The sequence below is a fragment of the Marinobacter sp. AN1 genome (genome assembly GCF_026013985.1).
GTDB lineage: Bacteria > Pseudomonadota > Gammaproteobacteria > Pseudomonadales > Oleiphilaceae > Marinobacter > Marinobacter segnicrescens.
Genome location: NZ_CP110342.1, coordinates 3,399,651 through 3,416,461, shown reverse-complemented (window position 1 = coordinate 3,416,461; position 16,811 = coordinate 3,399,651). Strand labels below are relative to the sequence as shown.

The 16,811-nt window shown below is 61.6% G+C and carries 18 protein-coding genes and 1 pseudogene; 13 read left to right on the top strand and 6 right to left on the bottom strand.

Features of this window, described 5'->3' with window-relative positions; translation table 11 throughout:
* Positions 1-12 precede the first annotated feature (12 nt).
* From LJ360_RS15690 to LJ360_RS15670, 5 genes are all read left to right on the top strand, one after another.
* Positions 13-369, top strand: coding sequence for a c-type cytochrome (locus LJ360_RS15690; RefSeq protein ID WP_245742521.1), 357 nt, complete (start codon positions 13-15; stop codon positions 367-369).
* A gap of 68 nt (positions 370-437) precedes the next feature.
* Positions 438-1,613 (top strand): cytochrome D1 domain-containing protein, encoded by a 1,176-nt coding sequence (locus LJ360_RS15685; RefSeq protein WP_413774435.1) that lies wholly within the window; start codon positions 438-440, stop codon positions 1,611-1,613.
* Positions 1,614-1,641: 28 nt separating this feature from the next.
* Positions 1,642-2,367, top strand: a complete 726-nt coding sequence (locus LJ360_RS15680) for a hypothetical protein (protein WP_091850124.1) — start codon at positions 1,642-1,644, stop codon at positions 2,365-2,367.
* Positions 2,364-3,152: a CbbQ/NirQ/NorQ/GpvN family protein gene (locus LJ360_RS15675; RefSeq protein WP_091850122.1), complete on the top strand. Its 789-nt coding sequence runs from the start codon at positions 2,364-2,366 to the stop codon at positions 3,150-3,152. The genes LJ360_RS15680 and LJ360_RS15675 overlap by 4 nt, the downstream gene beginning before the upstream one ends.
* A complete protein-coding gene (locus LJ360_RS15670) occupies positions 3,118-3,492 on the top strand; it encodes a hypothetical protein (protein ID WP_091850120.1) in 375 nt (124 codons plus the stop codon). Before LJ360_RS15675 ends, LJ360_RS15670 begins: the two co-directional genes overlap by 35 nt.
* 25 nt (positions 3,493-3,517) lie before the next feature.
* Here the strand turns inward: LJ360_RS15670 and LJ360_RS15665 are convergent, their stop codons facing one another.
* From LJ360_RS15665 to LJ360_RS15640, 6 genes and pseudogenes are all read right to left on the bottom strand, one after another.
* A complete protein-coding gene (locus tag LJ360_RS15665) occupies positions 3,518-3,757 on the bottom strand; it encodes a cytochrome C oxidase subunit IV family protein (RefSeq protein WP_091850118.1) in 240 nt (79 codons plus the stop codon).
* 12 nt (positions 3,758-3,769) lie between these two features.
* Entirely contained in the window at positions 3,770-4,345 is a 576-nt protein-coding gene (locus LJ360_RS15660; protein ID WP_091850116.1) for a cytochrome c oxidase subunit 3, read from the bottom strand.
* Between the two features lie 5 nt (positions 4,346-4,350).
* Positions 4,351-6,173: pseudogene (locus LJ360_RS15655) on the bottom strand (nitric oxide reductase activation protein NorD).
* Position 6,174: 1 nt separating this feature from the next.
* A complete protein-coding gene (locus LJ360_RS15650; RefSeq protein ID WP_091850112.1) occupies positions 6,175-7,134 on the bottom strand; it encodes a 4Fe-4S binding protein in 960 nt (319 codons plus the stop codon).
* Between the two features lie 61 nt (positions 7,135-7,195).
* Positions 7,196-8,611: a cbb3-type cytochrome c oxidase subunit I gene (locus LJ360_RS15645; protein WP_091850110.1), complete on the bottom strand. Its 1,416-nt coding sequence runs from the start codon at positions 8,609-8,611 to the stop codon at positions 7,196-7,198.
* Positions 8,612-8,621: 10 nt separating this feature from the next.
* Positions 8,622-9,071, bottom strand: a complete 450-nt coding sequence (locus LJ360_RS15640) for a c-type cytochrome (RefSeq protein WP_091850108.1) — start codon at positions 9,069-9,071, stop codon at positions 8,622-8,624.
* Positions 9,072-9,356: 285 nt separating this feature from the next.
* Between LJ360_RS15640 and LJ360_RS15635 the strand changes: the two genes are divergently transcribed.
* From LJ360_RS15635 to LJ360_RS15600, 8 genes are all read left to right on the top strand, one after another.
* Complete coding sequence (locus tag LJ360_RS15635; protein WP_091850106.1) at positions 9,357-9,998, top strand: bacteriohemerythrin; 642 nt, start codon at positions 9,357-9,359, stop codon at positions 9,996-9,998.
* Between the two features lie 75 nt (positions 9,999-10,073).
* Positions 10,074-10,994 (top strand): AEC family transporter, encoded by a 921-nt coding sequence (locus LJ360_RS15630; protein ID WP_091850104.1) that lies wholly within the window; start codon positions 10,074-10,076, stop codon positions 10,992-10,994.
* Positions 10,995-11,045: 51 nt separating this feature from the next.
* Positions 11,046-12,038 carry a lyase gene (locus LJ360_RS15625; RefSeq protein ID WP_091850102.1) on the top strand — a complete coding sequence of 331 codons (993 nt, stop codon included), beginning with the start codon at positions 11,046-11,048 and terminating at the stop codon, positions 12,036-12,038.
* Positions 12,039-12,153: 115 nt separating this feature from the next.
* Positions 12,154-12,597, top strand: a complete 444-nt coding sequence (locus tag LJ360_RS15620) for a DUF2147 domain-containing protein (RefSeq protein ID WP_091850100.1) — start codon at positions 12,154-12,156, stop codon at positions 12,595-12,597.
* Between the two features lie 97 nt (positions 12,598-12,694).
* Positions 12,695-14,128, top strand: a complete 1,434-nt coding sequence (locus LJ360_RS15615) for a thioredoxin family protein (protein ID WP_091850098.1) — start codon at positions 12,695-12,697, stop codon at positions 14,126-14,128.
* Complete coding sequence (locus LJ360_RS19930) at positions 14,125-14,652, top strand: UGSC family (seleno)protein (protein ID WP_281247017.1); 528 nt, start codon at positions 14,125-14,127, stop codon at positions 14,650-14,652. The genes LJ360_RS15615 and LJ360_RS19930 overlap by 4 nt, the downstream gene beginning before the upstream one ends.
* A 170-nt stretch (positions 14,653-14,822) precedes the next feature.
* On the top strand, positions 14,823-16,238 hold the full coding sequence (selB, locus tag LJ360_RS15605) for a selenocysteine-specific translation elongation factor (RefSeq protein ID WP_264994448.1): 1,416 nt from the start codon (positions 14,823-14,825) through the stop codon (positions 16,236-16,238).
* A complete protein-coding gene (locus LJ360_RS15600) occupies positions 16,190-16,807 on the top strand; it encodes a SelB C-terminal domain-containing protein (protein ID WP_264994445.1) in 618 nt (205 codons plus the stop codon). Before selB ends, LJ360_RS15600 begins: the two co-directional genes overlap by 49 nt.
* Positions 16,808-16,811: the final 4 nt, after the last annotated feature.

The window sequence follows — 16,811 nt, the reverse complement described above, 5'->3', positions numbered from 1 at the left end:
AAGGAGTGGGACTTGGACAAATCATCAGGCAGAACCTGGCTGGGGTGGATGGCGGTTGCTGCAATCACGGGGCTTTTTGTCGCACCGGCCTACGGGGAAGGTAACGGTAACGTTATCGATGAAGCTGAGCTGGCCAACATGGTTATCCAGGACTGTGGCTCCTGCCACGGGCTGAAGTTGAAGGGTGGCCTTGGTCCGCCATTATTGCCTGAAAACGTTGATCGCCTGCCGGAGGAGGCCATAGCTGCGATTATCCGGGAAGGCGTCCCGGGTACCGCCATGCCGCCCTGGAAAGCGCTGCTGACCACCGAGGAGATTCGCTGGGTCAGTGAACAGCTCAAATCCGGCAGCCTGATAACACCCGAATGATCCCTCTGAAGGAAGGATTCGCCATGAGTTTCAACATAATTGCCACGCCCTTCCGACTTTCCCTTGTTTTGGTGGTGTTGTTTTCACTGGCCGGCTGTCAGTCGCTGTCCGGCAAGTCGGAACAGGCCGGGCTGATGGGCACGGGCGATCTGGGACTGATTATCGAGCGGGCCTCAGGCTCGGTACTGGTGGTCAACACCACCCGCCATGATGTGCTGGGCCGGGTAGAGGGTCTGGGGGATTTGTCCCACGCTTCGGTGGTCTACTCCCGGGATGCCCGCTACGGCTATGTATTCGGTCGGGATGGCGGACTGACCAAGGTCGATCTGCTGACCGGTGCTATAGCGGACCGGGTGATCCAGTCTGGCAACAGCATTGGTGGTGCCATATCCCAGGACGGCCGCTACGTGGCGGTATCCAACTACGAGCCCGGTGGCGTGAAGGTGTTCGACAGTGAGACCCTGGAGCTGGTGGCGGATATCCCGGCTACCTGGACCAACGAACAGGGTGAGACTGCCCGGTCCAAGACCGTCGGCCTGGTGGATGCACCGGGTAACCAGTTTGTGTTCAGCCTGTTTGACGCGGGCGAAATCTGGACCCTGGGCATTGTTGACGGTGAACCTGAGGTCAGCCGCTATCCGGCTGGAAAGGCGCCCTATGACGCCCTGATCACTCCGGATGGTCGCTATTACATTGCCGGTCTGTTTGGTGAGGATGGCCTCTCCATGCTGGATTTGTGGGAGCCGGAAGCCGGCGTAACCGAGATCCTGCCGGGCTACGGCAAGGGTGAGCAGCAGCTCCCGGTTTACAAGATGCCCCACCTGGAAGGCTGGGCCATTGCCGACGGTCGCGCCTTCGTGCCGGCGGTAGGCCACCACCAGGTGCTGGTGGCTGATATGAACGACTGGTCGCTGGTGGACCGGATCCCTGTGCAGGGCCAGCCGGTCTTCGTGATGGCCAGCCCGGACAACCGCCAGATCTGGGTGAGCTTTGCCCACCCGAAGAACGATGTGGTACAGGTGATTGACTCCAGCACCCGTGAAATTGTCCGCACCCTGGAGCCCGGCAAGGCAGTGCTGCACATGGAGTTCACGCCACGGGGCGAGGAAGTGTGGGTGTCCGCCCGGGACAGCAACCGGGTGACCGTATACAACACCCGCACCCTTGAGCCGGTAGCGGAGCTGAACGCGGAAAAACCCAGTGGTATTTTCTTCACCAGCCGTGCCCATACGCTTGGGTTGTAAGGTGGTACAAACCGCCCCGGCAGTGGTAATGGCGACTGCCTTCAGCGTTCTGGCTGCACCTGTCCATTCCGAAACAGGGGTGGTGGTTATCAGTATCGAGTCTGACGGGCGTGTTTCCGAAGTGTCCCGTCGCCGCCTTGAAGGCTATCTGCAAGCACAAGGCTGTAGGGCGCAGGTCCGGTTTAACGGGGATGATCCGGCGACGGCGCTGGTATTCCGATCGGGTGTGGCGGCCAGTGGGGCCCCCGTGCTGGTGGCGGTCAGCCGCGACGGTGGCCTGCCGGTGCCGGCCTGGATCACTCGCCGGACAGCAGGCGTTAAGGCTATTGGCGAACTGCTGGGCCGGGACCTGTCCACGGTGGCTGGTGGAGACCCGGTGGGGGCTGAACTGCCGCTGGCTGCACTGCGACAGGCGGGTGTTGTACCTGAAACCGGGCAGCTCTACGAGGCTGGCGACTACAGCTCGGCTTTGGGGCTGTTGCTTCATAACAACACCCACGCGTCCGTTTCGGAGCTGGGTTTTGTTCGGCCGTTGCTGGAAAAGAATGACCTGGTCATAACCTGGGCCGGCGAGCCGCTTACCGCCGCCGGCTGGTATCGCGAAACTGGCTGGACAAGCGATGCAGGGACCTGCGAGCAGGCCCTGTCCCGATGGCAGCGCGGAGACGACCGACAGGCCTTTGCGGCCTTTCCCGAATGGGTGAATGGCTTTGCCTGGCCCGACAGTCTGAACTCAGAGGACAGTAACCAATGACGTTTTACCAACCGGTCGGTAACGAGATCGAACTCTTCCAGGCAGCCGCCGACAACAGCCTGCCGGTACTGATCAAGGGGCCTACCGGCTGCGGCAAGACCCGCTTTGTGCGCTACATGGCGGAGCAGCTGGGGCGCCCGGTGTATACGGTTGCCTGCCATGATGACCTGACCGCGGCCGACCTGGTGGGACGCCACCTGATTGGTCCGGAAGGCACCTACTGGCAGGACGGACCACTGACACGGGCCGTACGTGAGGGTGGCATCTGCTACCTTGATGAGGTGGTGGAAGCCCGCAAGGACACCACCGTGGTGTTGCACCCGCTGGCGGATGACCGCCGGGAGCTGCCTATCGAGCGCACGGGAGAAGTGCTGACGGCCGCGCCGGGCTTTATGCTGGTGGTGTCATACAATCCCGGGTATCAAAGCCTGCTCAAGGGTATGAAACCCAGTACCCGGCAGCGTTTCGTGTCCCTGAGCTTTGATTATCCGGAGGCGGAAGCGGAGCAGTCGATCGTCATGGAAGAATCCGGTTGTGACCGGGAGCTTGCCGGTCACCTGGTGAACCTGGCCCAATCGGTGCGAAACCTGAAGGACCATGATCTGGAAGAGGCGGCGTCAACCCGTTTGCTGATTCATACGGCCCGGCTGGTGAAGGCTGGTGTACCGGTGACGGAGGCGTGCCGCGCCGGGATGATTGAGCCCTTGTCCGACGATGAAGCAACCGTCAGCGCACTTATGGAGGTGGTGTATGCCGTATTCGGGAGGCCAGGCGAAGGTCAGTAATGGCGCTGTGGTGCCGGTCATCTGGTATCTGCTGAACCTGCTGGCGCTGCCGGTTATCGGGTTTGCGGTGCTGGTTTGGCTGTACCTGCGTTCGGCGGATATGCCGGCGCTGCGCCGGGCCCATGTGCGGGCCGCCTTCTATATGTCGATTCTTGGGGCGCTCCTGATTTTCAGTGGTGTGGCCGGGTTCTGGCTGGCTTTCGGTCATACCGGGAATTTCTGGACCGGGGCGATTGTGTGGGCCATCGTGCTGCATACCAGCTTTGTTTTGTGGGGGATGATTGCCCTGGCCCAGGCTATCGGGGAGAAGCCGCCTTATTTTCCCAAGCGGCTTGTTTGAGCCCGTGACTGCACTGGTTTCGGCCTCAAAGCACCCACCGAACCCCCGCCAAGGCAGCGATCACAAGCACAGCCCAGCCCTGGGCTGCCAGCCGCCACCCCCTCGGGGCATGCTTCATTTCCATAAAGTGGTCCACCAACAGGATGGCCTTGATGAGGACCAGGGTGAAGACCATCCAGACCAGGACGGTTGCATCAGCGCCCAGTTGCAGGGCGATAACCGGGGCCATGGTGCAGGCCAGCAGGACCAGGTATACCGTTGCCATTAACCGAGCTCCTTATGCCAGCACGTAGAGCATGGGAAAGAGCACCAGCCACACCAGGTCCACCATGTGCCAGTAGGAGGCGCCGGATTCCATACCGTTCATGTCGTCACCGTTGTAGTCGCCGTTCCTCACCTTGACCGCCAGCACCACCAGGATGATTTGGCCCAGCACCACGTGCATGAAGTGGAAGAAGGTGAGGAAGAAATAGAACATGAAGAAGGTGTCCGTCCCCAGGTTATAGCCGCTGCCGTAAAGCTCCACGTACTCCCAGAGTTTGCCGAAGGTGTAGATGGATGAGGCGGCGATGGCGCCCCACAGCAGCAGGGCCACACGGGTTTGCCGGTGGCGCAGGCGGTGGACGGATACCGCCACCAGGTAACTGGCGGTGATCAGGCCGAAGGTGTTGATCAGCCCGGTCCAGGGGTGCAGGGCTTCGCGGCCGGTGGCGAAGGTGTCCGGGTCCAGGCTGCGGGCAACGCCGAAGCCGATGAAGAGGATGCCGAACACCGCCAGTTCCGCGAAGATAAAGAACCATACGGCCAGGTCCCCTGGCAGGTGTCGGCTTCGTTCGTTGGTGGTGATTTCCATAGAGCTTATCGGGTCAGGTTCATGTAGAGCTTGGGCAATTGCAGCGGCAGCTGGACCGGGTCCTTGATGACCACGAAGTTGTTGCTACCGAAGACGTAGGGCAGGTACTCGCTGGCGTCGTCGTCGATGGTGACGCAGAACGGGGTCAGGCCGGCCTTGTGGGCTTCCTGCACCGCCATGCGGGTATCTTCCACGCCGTAGCGGCCCTCGTACAGGTCCAGGTCGTTGGGTTTGCCGTCGGTGAGCAGCAGCAGGATTTTCTGGTGCTCATGGCGGCCCTGCAGCAACCGGGTGGCCTGGCGTATGGCAGCACCCATGCGGGTGTAGTAACCCGGCTCCAGGGCCTGGATACGGCCTCGGCTGACATCGTTATAGGGCTCGTCAAACGCCTTGATGTGATGGAAGCGGATATGGTCCCGGCGCCGGAGGAGAACGCGAACAGGGCAAAGGGATCGCGGCTGGCCTGGAGGGCTTCGCTGAGCAGTTGCAGCCCGTCCCGGGTGATGTCGATCACACGCTGGTTGTTGTTGATGTAGGTGTCGGTGGACATGGAAATATCGGCCAGGATCAGGCACGCCAGGTCGCGCTGGTTCTGTTTGCAGCGTCGGAACAGCTTCTGGTCGATTTCTCCAATGCCCCGGCGGTGCTGGACTTCCCGCTCCATGCAGGCGTCCAAGTCGAGTTCTTCACCTTCAATCTGGCGGCGCTCCCACTGGCGCAGGGGCTTGAGGGCACTGAACTGGCGCCTAAGTCGCATGGCGGACCGGCTCAGGTGGTCCGGCAGGGGGGAGGGAACAGAGTCCTTGCTCAGCATGGGCTGCAGGCAGCAGAACTTTTCCCGGTAGCCCTGGCTGCGCCAGTCCCACTCCGGCAGGTGAATGCCGGGGCCCAGGTGCAGGTCGTCATTTTCTTCCGAGGGCAGGTCCAGGTCGAACTTGATGGCAGAGGACGACTCGCGGCGGTCGCTGGAGACAGAGATCATGTCCATGTCGTCGGCCACCGCGTCGGCGTCTTCCTCTTCGGTATCGTCACCGGCCCGGTCCACCGGGATGAATTCGCTCCAGGAGAACAGGCTTTCGAGGCGGAACAGCATCAGGCCCTGATCCTTGTCGAAGGCATCCACACGCTCCGCACGCCGGCGTTTGCGTTTCTTTTCCAGCCCGCCGGGCTTCGAGCTCATGTTGTCGTCACCGATCACCTGGGCGGTCAGCTTGCCTGGCGTCATGGTGGGGTATAGCCAGATAATAACCGGCCAGGGGTCGGAGTCTGCCTCCGGCAGGGTATCCACACTGCCGGGATGAATCAGCGCCTGGCGAATGGCCTTTTCCCGGCGGCTTTCGGCGTCGGGCAGGGTGGTCGGATCCGGGCGCCACTGGAGGCTGTTGCGAACCAGTCGCTGATAGACCGGTTCCAGTCCGGGCCACCGGCCAAGCAGGGTCTGTACCATTGCCTGGTTGCCGGTCAGCCAGTCTTCTTCCGTGCATTCGCCCTGCGCCGCCAAGGCGGCAAGCCAGAGGTAAAGATCCCGGTTGAGGTGTTTCGAGGGGAACAGGGCCAACCGGTCCGGCAGGCGCAGGCTCTGCTCATCACGCCAGGCCAGTTCGAATTTCTTGTGGGTGCCCGCCAGCTTCTGCAGGAAACGGCGGCGGGTGCGGAAGTGACGCGGCTCGGCCACCACCAGGCTGAGAGCCGGGTCGCCCCCCAGGGCACGGAACAGCACGCCCAGGGTCCGGGCCTCATCCTTGAGCTGAATCGCGTGCTCCGGAAATTCTCCCATGGCATGGCGGGTAATGTACTCATGCCATTTGAAACCTACCCACTCTTCCATATCAACTCCCCGTGTTCAGGTGTGTTGGCGGTGTGGTGTCGATCTGACGCATTGGTATCAGTACCGTCTGTTTGCCCGGGGTGCCGGGTTCCCATGTCAACAGGGAACCGTCCGGGTTGTCTTTCTGTACCTCCCGGCAGGCGCTGACGCACTGCAGGCACTGGGTACAGGAGAACTTGGCCCGCTTGTGGCTGCGGGTGGGCAGCCGCATGGGGCAGGCCTCGTCACAGGCTTTGGTGCAGTCCCGGCAGGCGGCGGCCCGTTTGGTGTCAAAGGTGACAACCGGTCCCCGGCCGTTGGCCATCCAGGCGATGCTCTGCACCAGACCGACGGCACAGCCGTATTTGCAGAACAGGTGCCGGGCAAACAGGAAATCAAAGGTGAACACCGCCGTCGCAACCGCCAGGAAAATGGACGGGTAGCGGTTCAGTTCGCCGGTCACCAGGTCTGTATACAGCGGGATGGGCGGCAGCAGGTACGACAGCAGGGCAAGGGCCCAGGAGAAGCCGATCAGCGCGCATATCAGGGCCAGCCCCGCCCAGTGCAGGGCCTTGCCTGTGTTGCCCTTTTTCAGGGCCTCCCAGAGTGTTGGCCGGCCAGTGACGCGGGTCATCAGGTCATTGATGGTTTCGACCACGGAAAAGTGCGGGCACAACCAGCCACAGTAAATACGCCCCCACTTGAAGGCAATCCACAGTACCAGTGGCACCAGCACGATGATGGGCAGCACAAACCAGAACAGGATTTGCCCAGCGACTTCCGCCGGCGAACTCTGGCTCACCCAGGCCGGGTCAAGGTTGAAGGACAGCGGAAACCCGAACAGGACGAAGCGGGTCTCGGTCAGGTCATAGCGGAAAATATTGAGTACAGGCGCAAGCAGGAACAGCAGAAAGAAGGCACCTCGGGAAATCAGGCGCTTCTGCTGGAGGGTGTCCTTGCGGTTAATGGTTTGCGCATGCACGAAAATGGTCCGGATATTATGGAGAAGGCCGGGGCCCGGAGGCCCCGGCGGTTATTGCCGGTCAGGCATCCGCGGTGGCGGGACCACGGACTTCCTCAGCCGGGCTTGCCTCGCCCTTGATGAAGAAGCTGCCGAGGTACACCACCAGGCCGGCCATGAAGAAGGCACCGGCTACGAACCGCATCCAGTAGAAGATGGCGATCTGGTCCTGGCCTGCCATGAAGGACAGGGCCTCGCCGCTTTCCGGGATGCGCTGCAGCCACACCTGGAGTACCCCTGCGGCGGTCAGGAACAGGGTGATGAACACCATGGAGATGGTCATCAGCCAGAAGCCCCACATTTCCACGACCTGTGCCGTATTGCCGTTGCCGTAGGGTCGGCCGCGCATGATCGGCATGGCGTAGGAAATAATGGTCAGCACGATCATCACGTAGGCACCGTAGAAGGCCATATGACCGTGGGCGGCGGTAATCTGGCTACCATGGGTGTACCAGTTTACCGGAGCCAGGGTGTGCAGGAAGCCCCACACGCCAGCACCCAGGAACGCCATCACCGTGGTGCCCATGGCCCAGAGCAAGGCCGCCTTGTTGGGGTGGTTGCGGCGACGGCGGTTGATCATGTTGAAGGCGAATACCACCATCATAAAGAATGGCAGCGGTTCCAGTGCGGAGAACACGGAGCCCAGCCACAACCAGTACTCGGGCGGTCCGATCCAGAAGAAGTGGTGGCCGGTACCGATAATGCCGGTAATCAGTGCCATGGCGATGATGACGTACAGCCACTTCTCGATTACCTCACGGTCGACGCCGGTGAGCTTGATCAGCACATAGGCCAGGATGGCACCCATGATCAGTTCCCACACACCCTCAACCCACAGGTGTACCACGAACCACCAGAAGTATTTGTCGGTGGCGAGGTTGCTCGGGTTGTAGAAGGAGAATAGCCACAATCCGCCAAGGCCCAGCAGGCCGGTGATCAGGACAATGTTGACCACGGTCTTGCGGCCCTTGAGGGCGGTCATGCCGATGTTGTAGATGAAGGCCACCACGACAACGGCGATACCGATCTTGGTAATGGTGGGTTGCTCAAGGAACTCCCGTCCCATGGTCGGCAGCAGCTTGTTCATGGTGATATCCGCCAGGGTGGCGTAGTCCACGAACAGGTAGCCAAGTATGGTCAGGGTGCCAGCCGCGGCGAATACCCAGAACAGAATCCATGCCAGCAGCGGGCTGTGCAGTTCGGTCTGGGCTTCTTCCGGCACCAGGTAGTAGGTCGCGCCCATAAAGCCGAACAGCAACCAGACAATCAGCAGGTTGGTATGCACCATGCGAGCCACGTTGAAGGGGATTTCCGGGAACAGGAAGTCACCCACAACGTACTGGAGCCCCAGGATCAGGCCGAACACGATCTGGCCGGCAAACAGGATCAGGGCAAAGATGAAGTAGGGCATTGCTACCCTTTGGGATTCGTATTTCATGTCGGAGCCCTCAGCCTTCAATATTGGGTGGCCAGTCGTTGTCGTCGATTTTGGAGGTCCACTCCAGGAACGCTGCCAGGTCTTCAATCTCCTCATCGGTCAGATTGAAGTTCGGCATTTGCCGCCGCCCGGGAACGTTTGTAGGCATGGCGTTCATCCAGGCCTTCATGTAGGACTTGAAGACCTCTGTATCGCCACCGCCACGACGATCGAACACGTTCGCCAGTTCGGGGGCAAAGTAGGCCCCTTCACCCATGATGGAGTGACAACCCACGCAGTTGTTCTCTTCCCACAGGTGCTTGCCGCGAACCACGTCTTCGGTCAGTTGTTCGCGATTGTCCCGTTCGGGCATTGCCCTTAACTGGGTGTCTAAAGTCAGGGCCAGGAACAACAGGACGAAGAACACACTTCCCCCCAGATAGATGTTCCTGGCCATGCTTTTGGTAAAGCGTTCGGCCATAGCGCTCTCTCCATGGTTATTTTTCAAATGCCTGACTGCAGCACTAGGTTATTCCTGTAAAGAAATGCCTGACTTGACGGTTATCAAGCATGCCCGGAAGCTCCACTAATGAATCAGCTGACTACCCCATAAGGGGTAGCTGTCACCGGGTTGAAAGTGTTGGATTGGTCCTGGAGAACCGTGTTTACTGTCGTTAGAAGCGTCCCGATTTAATTCTCATTTCTCAAGGGGCGGGGTTGACCCATGTGATATCGTGGCAACATTGTCGCGAAAGGTAGCAGTGTTATGAGCTTAAGGGCCGCCAACCAGCCCGACTTCGAACTCTTCCCCTGGAACAGTCAGTTCGAGACCGGCATCGAGCAGATCGACGAACAACACCGCAAGCTGGTGGCTATCCTTAACCGGCTGGCATGGCACCTGTCTGCTGAGGAAGACGAACTGCAGGCAAGCGATGTGCTGGATGAACTGCTGGACTATACCCATTACCACTTCCGGTCCGAGGAAGGCATCTGGCAGCAGTACTTTGCTGGCAGCAGCATCGAGGCCAATCACCACAAGGCCCACGAGCACTTCTTCGAGCAGGTGCGCCATTACCAGAAACGCCGTGAGGCGGGGAACGAGAATACCCTCGCCGAGATGTTCGACTTCCTTACCCGCTGGCTCGCGTTCCACATCCTGGAATCGGATCGTCGTATGGCGCTGATGACGTTTTCCATTCGCACCGGTCACTCCCTGGAAGAAGCCGCCGACGATGCCGATCGCACCCTGGGGGGAACCACCTCGGTCATGGTGCAGGCAATACTGGAAATCTATGGCAAGCTCTCCAGCAGCACGCTGCAATTGATGAAGGAGCGGGCCGCCCGCCGGGCCCTGGAAGAGGAAGTGCGGCAGTTGCGGGCGGAAAAAGGCAAGCCGGCAGGCGAGTAGAAGGTACCTTCCCGGTCATCCTGTCGGTTCAGACATCGTGACAGTACAATGGCCACCCGCTGACCCGGAGACGCCATGACCGCCGCCCTGACCCTGCTGCTGAAACTTCTGCCCCTGTACATTACCGTCGCCCTGGGGTGGATCGCCGGTCGTTACCTGCAGGCCAGCAGTCGTCATATCGCGGGTATCATGCTGTACATCGTCACGCCGTCCGTGGTGTTCTCGGGAGTGATGGCGGCGCCCCTGTCGGCGGAAGTCATCCTGCTGCCACTGCTCACCTTTGCCCTGTGTTCGCTGATCGGTGTTGCCCATCTCTGGGTGGCCCGGAGGGTGCTGACCGATGGCAGCGCCAGCATCATCCCCCTGTCTGTGGGCACCGGCAATACCGGCTACTTCGGTATTCCCGTGGCATTACTGCTGTTCGGCGAGCAGGGTCTGGCCATCTATATCGTGTGCATGCTGGGCACCACCCTGTTCGAGAACTCCGTTGGCTTCTACCTGGCGGCCCGGGGCCGGTACAGCATCCGGGATGCGCTGGTGCGAGTGTCGAGGTTACCGTCGGTCTATGCCTTTGTGCTGGCGGTACTGCTGAACCTGTCCGGCATCGGCATTCCCGAGGTGCTGACACCGCTGTTTGATAACCTGCGGGGCGCCTACAGCATCCTTGGCATGATGATCATCGGTATGGGCATCCTTAGTTTTCGGGGGCTGGCTGGGAATATCCGCTTTACCGGCCTGTCCTTTGCCGGCAAGTTCGTGGTCTGGCCGCTGGTGGCGCTTGGCCTCTGGTGGCTCGATGCGGCGGTGCTGGGTATCTATGACACCGATGTGCACCAGGCCATCTTCCTGCTCTCCATTACCCCCATTGCCGCCAACACCGTGGTCATCGCCACACTGCTGGATACGGCCCCCCGCCAGGCGGCGGGCACAGCGTTGCTCAGCACTCTGTTCGCGCTCGTTTACATTCCGGTCATGGTGGCTATTGTCCTGTCGTGAAGGCGTACTATAGTGAGCGAATCGTTGGAAGCCTGTTCAAGGAGAACTGCCATGAAGTGCATTGCCGTGGCCCTGACTGGCCTGACCCTGGCGCTGTCCGTGCCGGTGGCCAGTGCGGAAGCTCCCGCCACCCCGAACCTCAAGGAATGGAATATACCCTGGGATAACACCCGCCCCCGTGACCCCTGGGTGGGGCCCGGCGAGAACACCATCTGGTTTGTGGGGCAGGCCGGCGACTACGTGGCCACCCTGAACCCGGAAACCGGCGACCTGAAACGGTACCGGCTGGACCCGGGCACCGGCCCCCACAACGTGATCGCCGACAAACGCGGGGCCTTCTACGCCGGCAACCAGGCGGAGCACATCGGGCTGCTGGATCCGGAAAGTGGCGAGATACGCAAGTTCAAGCTGGAAGGAGAGGGGCCGAAGGATGTGCACACCATGGCCTTTGACGCCAACGGCGATATCTTCTTTACCGAGCAGGGCGGTAACCGTATCGGCTGGCTGGACGTGGACCAGTACGACTATCGCATGTTCAACGTGGAAACCGAATGGGCCCGGCCCTACGGGTTGGTGGTCAGCAAGGGCAGCCGCCCCTGGGTGGCCCTGTTTGGCACCAACAAGCTGGCCACCGTGGATGCCCGGGGAGAAATCCACGAAGTGGCGCTGCCCCGGGAAGGCGCCCGGCCCAGGCGCCTGGATATCACCGATGATGACCAGGTGTGGTACGTGGACTATGCCGAGGGTTATCTGGGCCGCTTCGATATCGACAGTGGCGAGATTCAGGAATGGCCCGTGCCCGGCGGGACCGATGCCTACCCCTACGCCATGGCCCTGGACGATCAGGGCCGGCCCTGGTTCGTGGAAACCGGCCCCAGCCCCAACCGGCTGATCGGCTTTGATCCGCAATCTGAGAGCTTCTCGGAACCCGCAACCATCCCCAGCGGCGGCGGGACCGTCCGCCATATGGTGTTTGACCCGGAAACCCGAAGCCTGTGGTTCGGTACCGACACCAATACGGTGGTCCGGGCTACCTTGCGATAACGGCGGTAATCTTCCAGGATTGTGAGCGTTTGCTCTGGCCTGTGGCTCGCAGTATGGCTATGATTTGATAAACTGCGCTGAGGCGTCGTAAAACAACAACAAATGAGAAACACCCATGCGAACCAGACTTAACCTGCTGACCGCGATGGCGGTTGTGATGTCCTTCCTGGCCGTCCGCGAAGCCTACGCCGATCCCACCGGCCTCTGGCACACCGAAGACAAGAGCGCCAAGGTGCAGGTAGAAACCTGCGGCGACAACCTGTGCGGCAGCATCGTCTCACTGGAAGAACCCCTGGACGACAAGGGCAATCCCAAGACCGACGCAGAAAACCCTCAGCCCGAACTCCGGGACCGCCCCATTGAAGGGCTGAAAATCGTCTGGGGTCTTGAGGACAGCGGCGACGGTGAAACCTGGAAAGATGGCAAGGTCTATGACCCGGAAAGCGGCAAGACCTATAACGCGAAAATCACTCTGGAAGACGAGAACACGCTCAAGCTGAGAGGCTATGTGGGCGCGCCTTTGTTCGGGCGAACTTCCACATGGACCAGGGCTGAATAGTTAGCGGGCAAGCGCTCGATTTTTCCATCCGGCCTGCTATGCTGTCAGTCATCCACTGATCTACAACAAGACCCGGAAATCGGGCGGAACCCTGACCATGACCCCATTACCCGATGGCCTCATTGTCGTTGCCAAGCGCGACTGTCCCACCTGCCAGCTGGTAGAGCCGCTGCTGCCGGATATCGAGCGGCAGGCGGGCCCTCTGACCGTGTATTCGCAGGACGATCCAGCCTTCGCGGCGGGAGTCAGGGGTGCACAGTATGACTCCACCCTGGAACACTCCTTTCGCCTGCAAACCGAATTTGTCCCCACCCTGATCCGCGTCGAGAACGGTGAAGAAGTCGAGCGCACCTATGGCTGGCACCGGGATGACTGGCGGCGCCTCACCGGTATCGAAGGGCTGGGTGAAGACCTGCCCATGATGCGTCCCGGCTGTGGCTCGAAGACCCTGGAACCGGGCATCGCCGAAAAACTGGAGCTGCAGTTTGGTGACACTCATCTCCACGCCCGGGAGATTGAAACAGACGCCGATGACCTGATCGAGGCCTGCTACGAACGGGGCTGGAGCGATGGCCTGCCGGTGGTGCCGCCAACACCGGAGCGCGTGCTGCGAATGCTCAGGGGCACCGACCGGGACCCGGCCGAGGAAATCGGCCTGGTACCGCCGGACCTGGCACCCTGTACCGTGGAGAAGGTTGCCATCAATGCAGTAATGGCCGGCTGCAAACCGGAATACATGCCGGTAGTGCTGGCTGCCCTGGAGGCTGCCCTGACCGAAGAGTTCGGCCTCCACGGCCTGCTGTGCACCACCATGTTCGCCGGCCCAATGATCATTGTTAATGGCCCGGTGGCGAAATCCATTGGCATGAACTCCGGAGGCAATGCCCTGGGGCAGGGTAACCGCGCCAACGCCACCATTGGCCGTGCCCTGCAACTGATCGTCCGCAACGTGGGCGGTGGCCGTCCGGGCGAGATTGACCGGGCCACCCTGGGCACACCGGGCAAGTACACCTTCTGCTTCGCCGAGGCAGAGGACAGCGAGTGGCTGCCGCTGGCGGAAGAGCGGGGCGTTCCATCCGGTAACTCGGCCGTTACGCTGTTTGCGGGGGAGGGCGTGCAGGGCATCGTGGACCAGAAGTCTCGCACTCCGGAATCGCTGGCGAAGTCCTTTGCCCTGGCCCTGCGGGTGGTGGACCACCCGAAAATGGCCATGGCCGGCGATGCGGTTCTGGTGGTGTCACCGGAACACAGTCGCGTATTCATTGAGGCGGGTTGGACCAAGGCCCGATTACTCGAGGAGCTGGAGAATCTGCTCCAGTTCCCCGGAGAAGAAATGGTGGCCGGCGCGGGCGGAATTACCGAAGGTCTCCCCGAGCAGTACCGGGACAAGACCATACCCAAGTTCCGCCCCGGCGGCTTGCTGATTGTCCGGGCTGGCGGCACCGCCGGCCTGTTTTCTGCTGTCATTGCCGGCTGGGCCGCCTCAGGCCCGGTCGGTTCCAGTCCTGTAACCAGAGAGGTGAAGGTATGACCCAAACCAGTGTGATGCTCGACCCCACGGGCGAGTTGTCACCAGCGGTACGGGCCCGGCTGGCCCGGCCCGAAAGCCTGGCAGGCAAGACCGTCGGGCTGCTGGACATCTCAAAGCCCCGGGGCGATGTGTTCCTCGACCGGATCGAGGAACGCCTGGCGGAAATGGATGTTACCGTCAAACGCTACCGTAAACCCACATTCACCCGGGTTGCACCCACCGAGCTGAAACAACAGATTGCCGGTGAAGTGGACCTGGTGGTTGAAGGGCTGGCCGACTGAGGTTCCTGCACGTCGTGTTGTACACATGACATCGCAGACCTGGAAGGTCGCAATATTCCGGGCGTAGGCGTTGCCTCCACCGAGTTCATCCAGGCCGCAGCGGCCCAGTCGAAAACCCTGGGTTTCGAGCCGGCCATGGTGTTCGTTGGCCATCCGATCCAGGACCGCACGGACGACGAGATGCGGGCACTGGCGGACAAGGCGCTGGAGGACATCGTCCGGCTACTGACTCACACAGAATAGACGTCCCTGCTCCGCCAGGGATGTGGCGGAGTCCATGACAACCCTTCAGAAAGCCCTCCGAGGAGCGTCCCCATCCATGGGCCACCGGCAGATCGAACCGCTGATGGCCCGGTTTTCCGCCCCCGCGGCTGTCCCCCTGTTGCAGCACCCGGACCGGAAACGAGGCCGCTGTGATCTTTGCCACCGCCGGCCATGTAGACCATGGCAAGACCACGCTGATCCATGCGCTTACGGGGCAGGATACGGATCGGCTGGCGGAGGAAAAACGCCGGGGCCTGACCATTGACCTGGGCTTTGCCTGGAGCCGCACGGAATCGGGGCACTGGCTCGGATTCGTGGATGTCCCCGGCCACGAGAAATTCATCCGCAACATGGTGGCCGGTGTGGCGGCGGTGGACGCCGTCATGCTGGTGATCGCCGCCGATGACGGTCCCATGCCCCAGACCCGGGAACACCTGGCGATTCTCGATTTGCTGGGTGTCGAGACTGGCCTGGTGGCCCTGACCCGGGCAGACCGGGTGGGTGCCTCCAGGCTGGCAGAGGTTACGGAAGAGATCCGGGAATTGCTGGCGGATACCGGACTGGCAACCGCCCCGGTGTTTCCGGTGTCCGGCCTGACGGGAGAGGGCCTTCCGCCACTGAAGGCATGGCTGGCAGAGCAGGCGATCGTCGACCACCAGAAAGCCAGCAGCCTGGCAGCAGGCACGCGGTTTGTGGTCGACCGCAGTTTCTCGGTACCCGGGCGGGGCTGTGTGGTTACCGGCACCCTGATCGCCGGGACCTTGTCCAGGGAAGACGCCCTGAGGGTTGCACCGACAGGCCATCCGATCAGGGTCAGGGGGCTCGAGGCGCACGGCGAGACGGTGGAAAACCTGGGCGCCGGCCAGCGATGCGCCATCAACCTGGCCGGAAACGTCAGCGCTGATAACATACACCGGGGCGACTGGCTGGTTACCCCCTGGCTGCACCGGCCCACGGATCGCCTGGATGTGGGGCTGGCCCTGCTCCCGGAGACCCGGCTCCATAGGGGTACCTTCCAGGCACACCTTGGCGCGGCGGTGAGAAGTGCCCGGGTGGTGGTACTGGACGAAGGGCAGGGCGACCGCCCGATGCTGGCGCAGCTGATGCTGGAGCAACCGGTGCAGGCCTGTGTGGGTGACCGGCTGATCCTGCGGGACCCAGCCCTCAATCGCACCATCGGCGGCGGTGAGGTGGTGGACCCGTTCGGGGAGGGCCGTGGACGGTCCGCTGAAAAACGGGTGCAACTGCTTCGAATACTGCTGGAAAGCCGGGCTTTCGCGACCGTTCACTCGGAAACCGATGGCCCGAGGGCACGACTTCAGGCCTCGCTGGAAGCGTACCCGGAAGGCGTAGACGTTGACCGGTTAGCGGCCGCGGAAAACCTGCCGCAGGAACGATTGGAAACGGTTCTCGCTGACCTTGAGCCTGTCATTGTCCAGACCGCCACCGGCCCCGTTGGCTTTGCCCCTGGGCGCTGGGCTGCGCTGCAGACCCGGGTGCTGGAACAGCTCGACCAGTGGCACCAAACCACCCAGACCAGATTGGTCCCACAGAGCCGGAACTGACCCGGCTGCCCGGAATACGACTGCAACAGGAGTTGCGCCATGAGCTGTTACATCCGCTACTGGCGACCGGAGCAATCGCCCGTAATGGCTTTCGGTTTCATCGACCAGGCCACCAGCCAGAACTGACTGAGGCGGACCAGCGCCTGCTTGGCCAGGTTATGGCTGAACTGGAGGGTACCGGCCTGAAACCACCCATTGTCGGAGAAATGGCAGAGGCGCTGGGCCTTGAGCGGGAGAGCATGCTGACCTTCCTGGAGCGCATGCACCGGCTTGGCTTCCTGGTCGCCGTTGCACCGAACCGCTTCTATCGGCCGGAAACAGTGACCGAACTGGCCGCCATTGCCGTTGAACTTGCGGAGAGCTCACCCACCGGCGCCTTCGACGCCCGTGCTTATCGCGACCGCTCCGGCATCGGCCGACGCCTGACCGTCAGCGTACTGGAATACCTGGATCGCGCGGGCGTCACCGCCTTCATTAATGAGGAGCGTCGCCTGCAACCGGCCTACCGCCGAAGGGTCGCGGTAACGCTCTCAACGCCAAGCGAAAAAGGTTACACTGCCAGACCCTGATCAA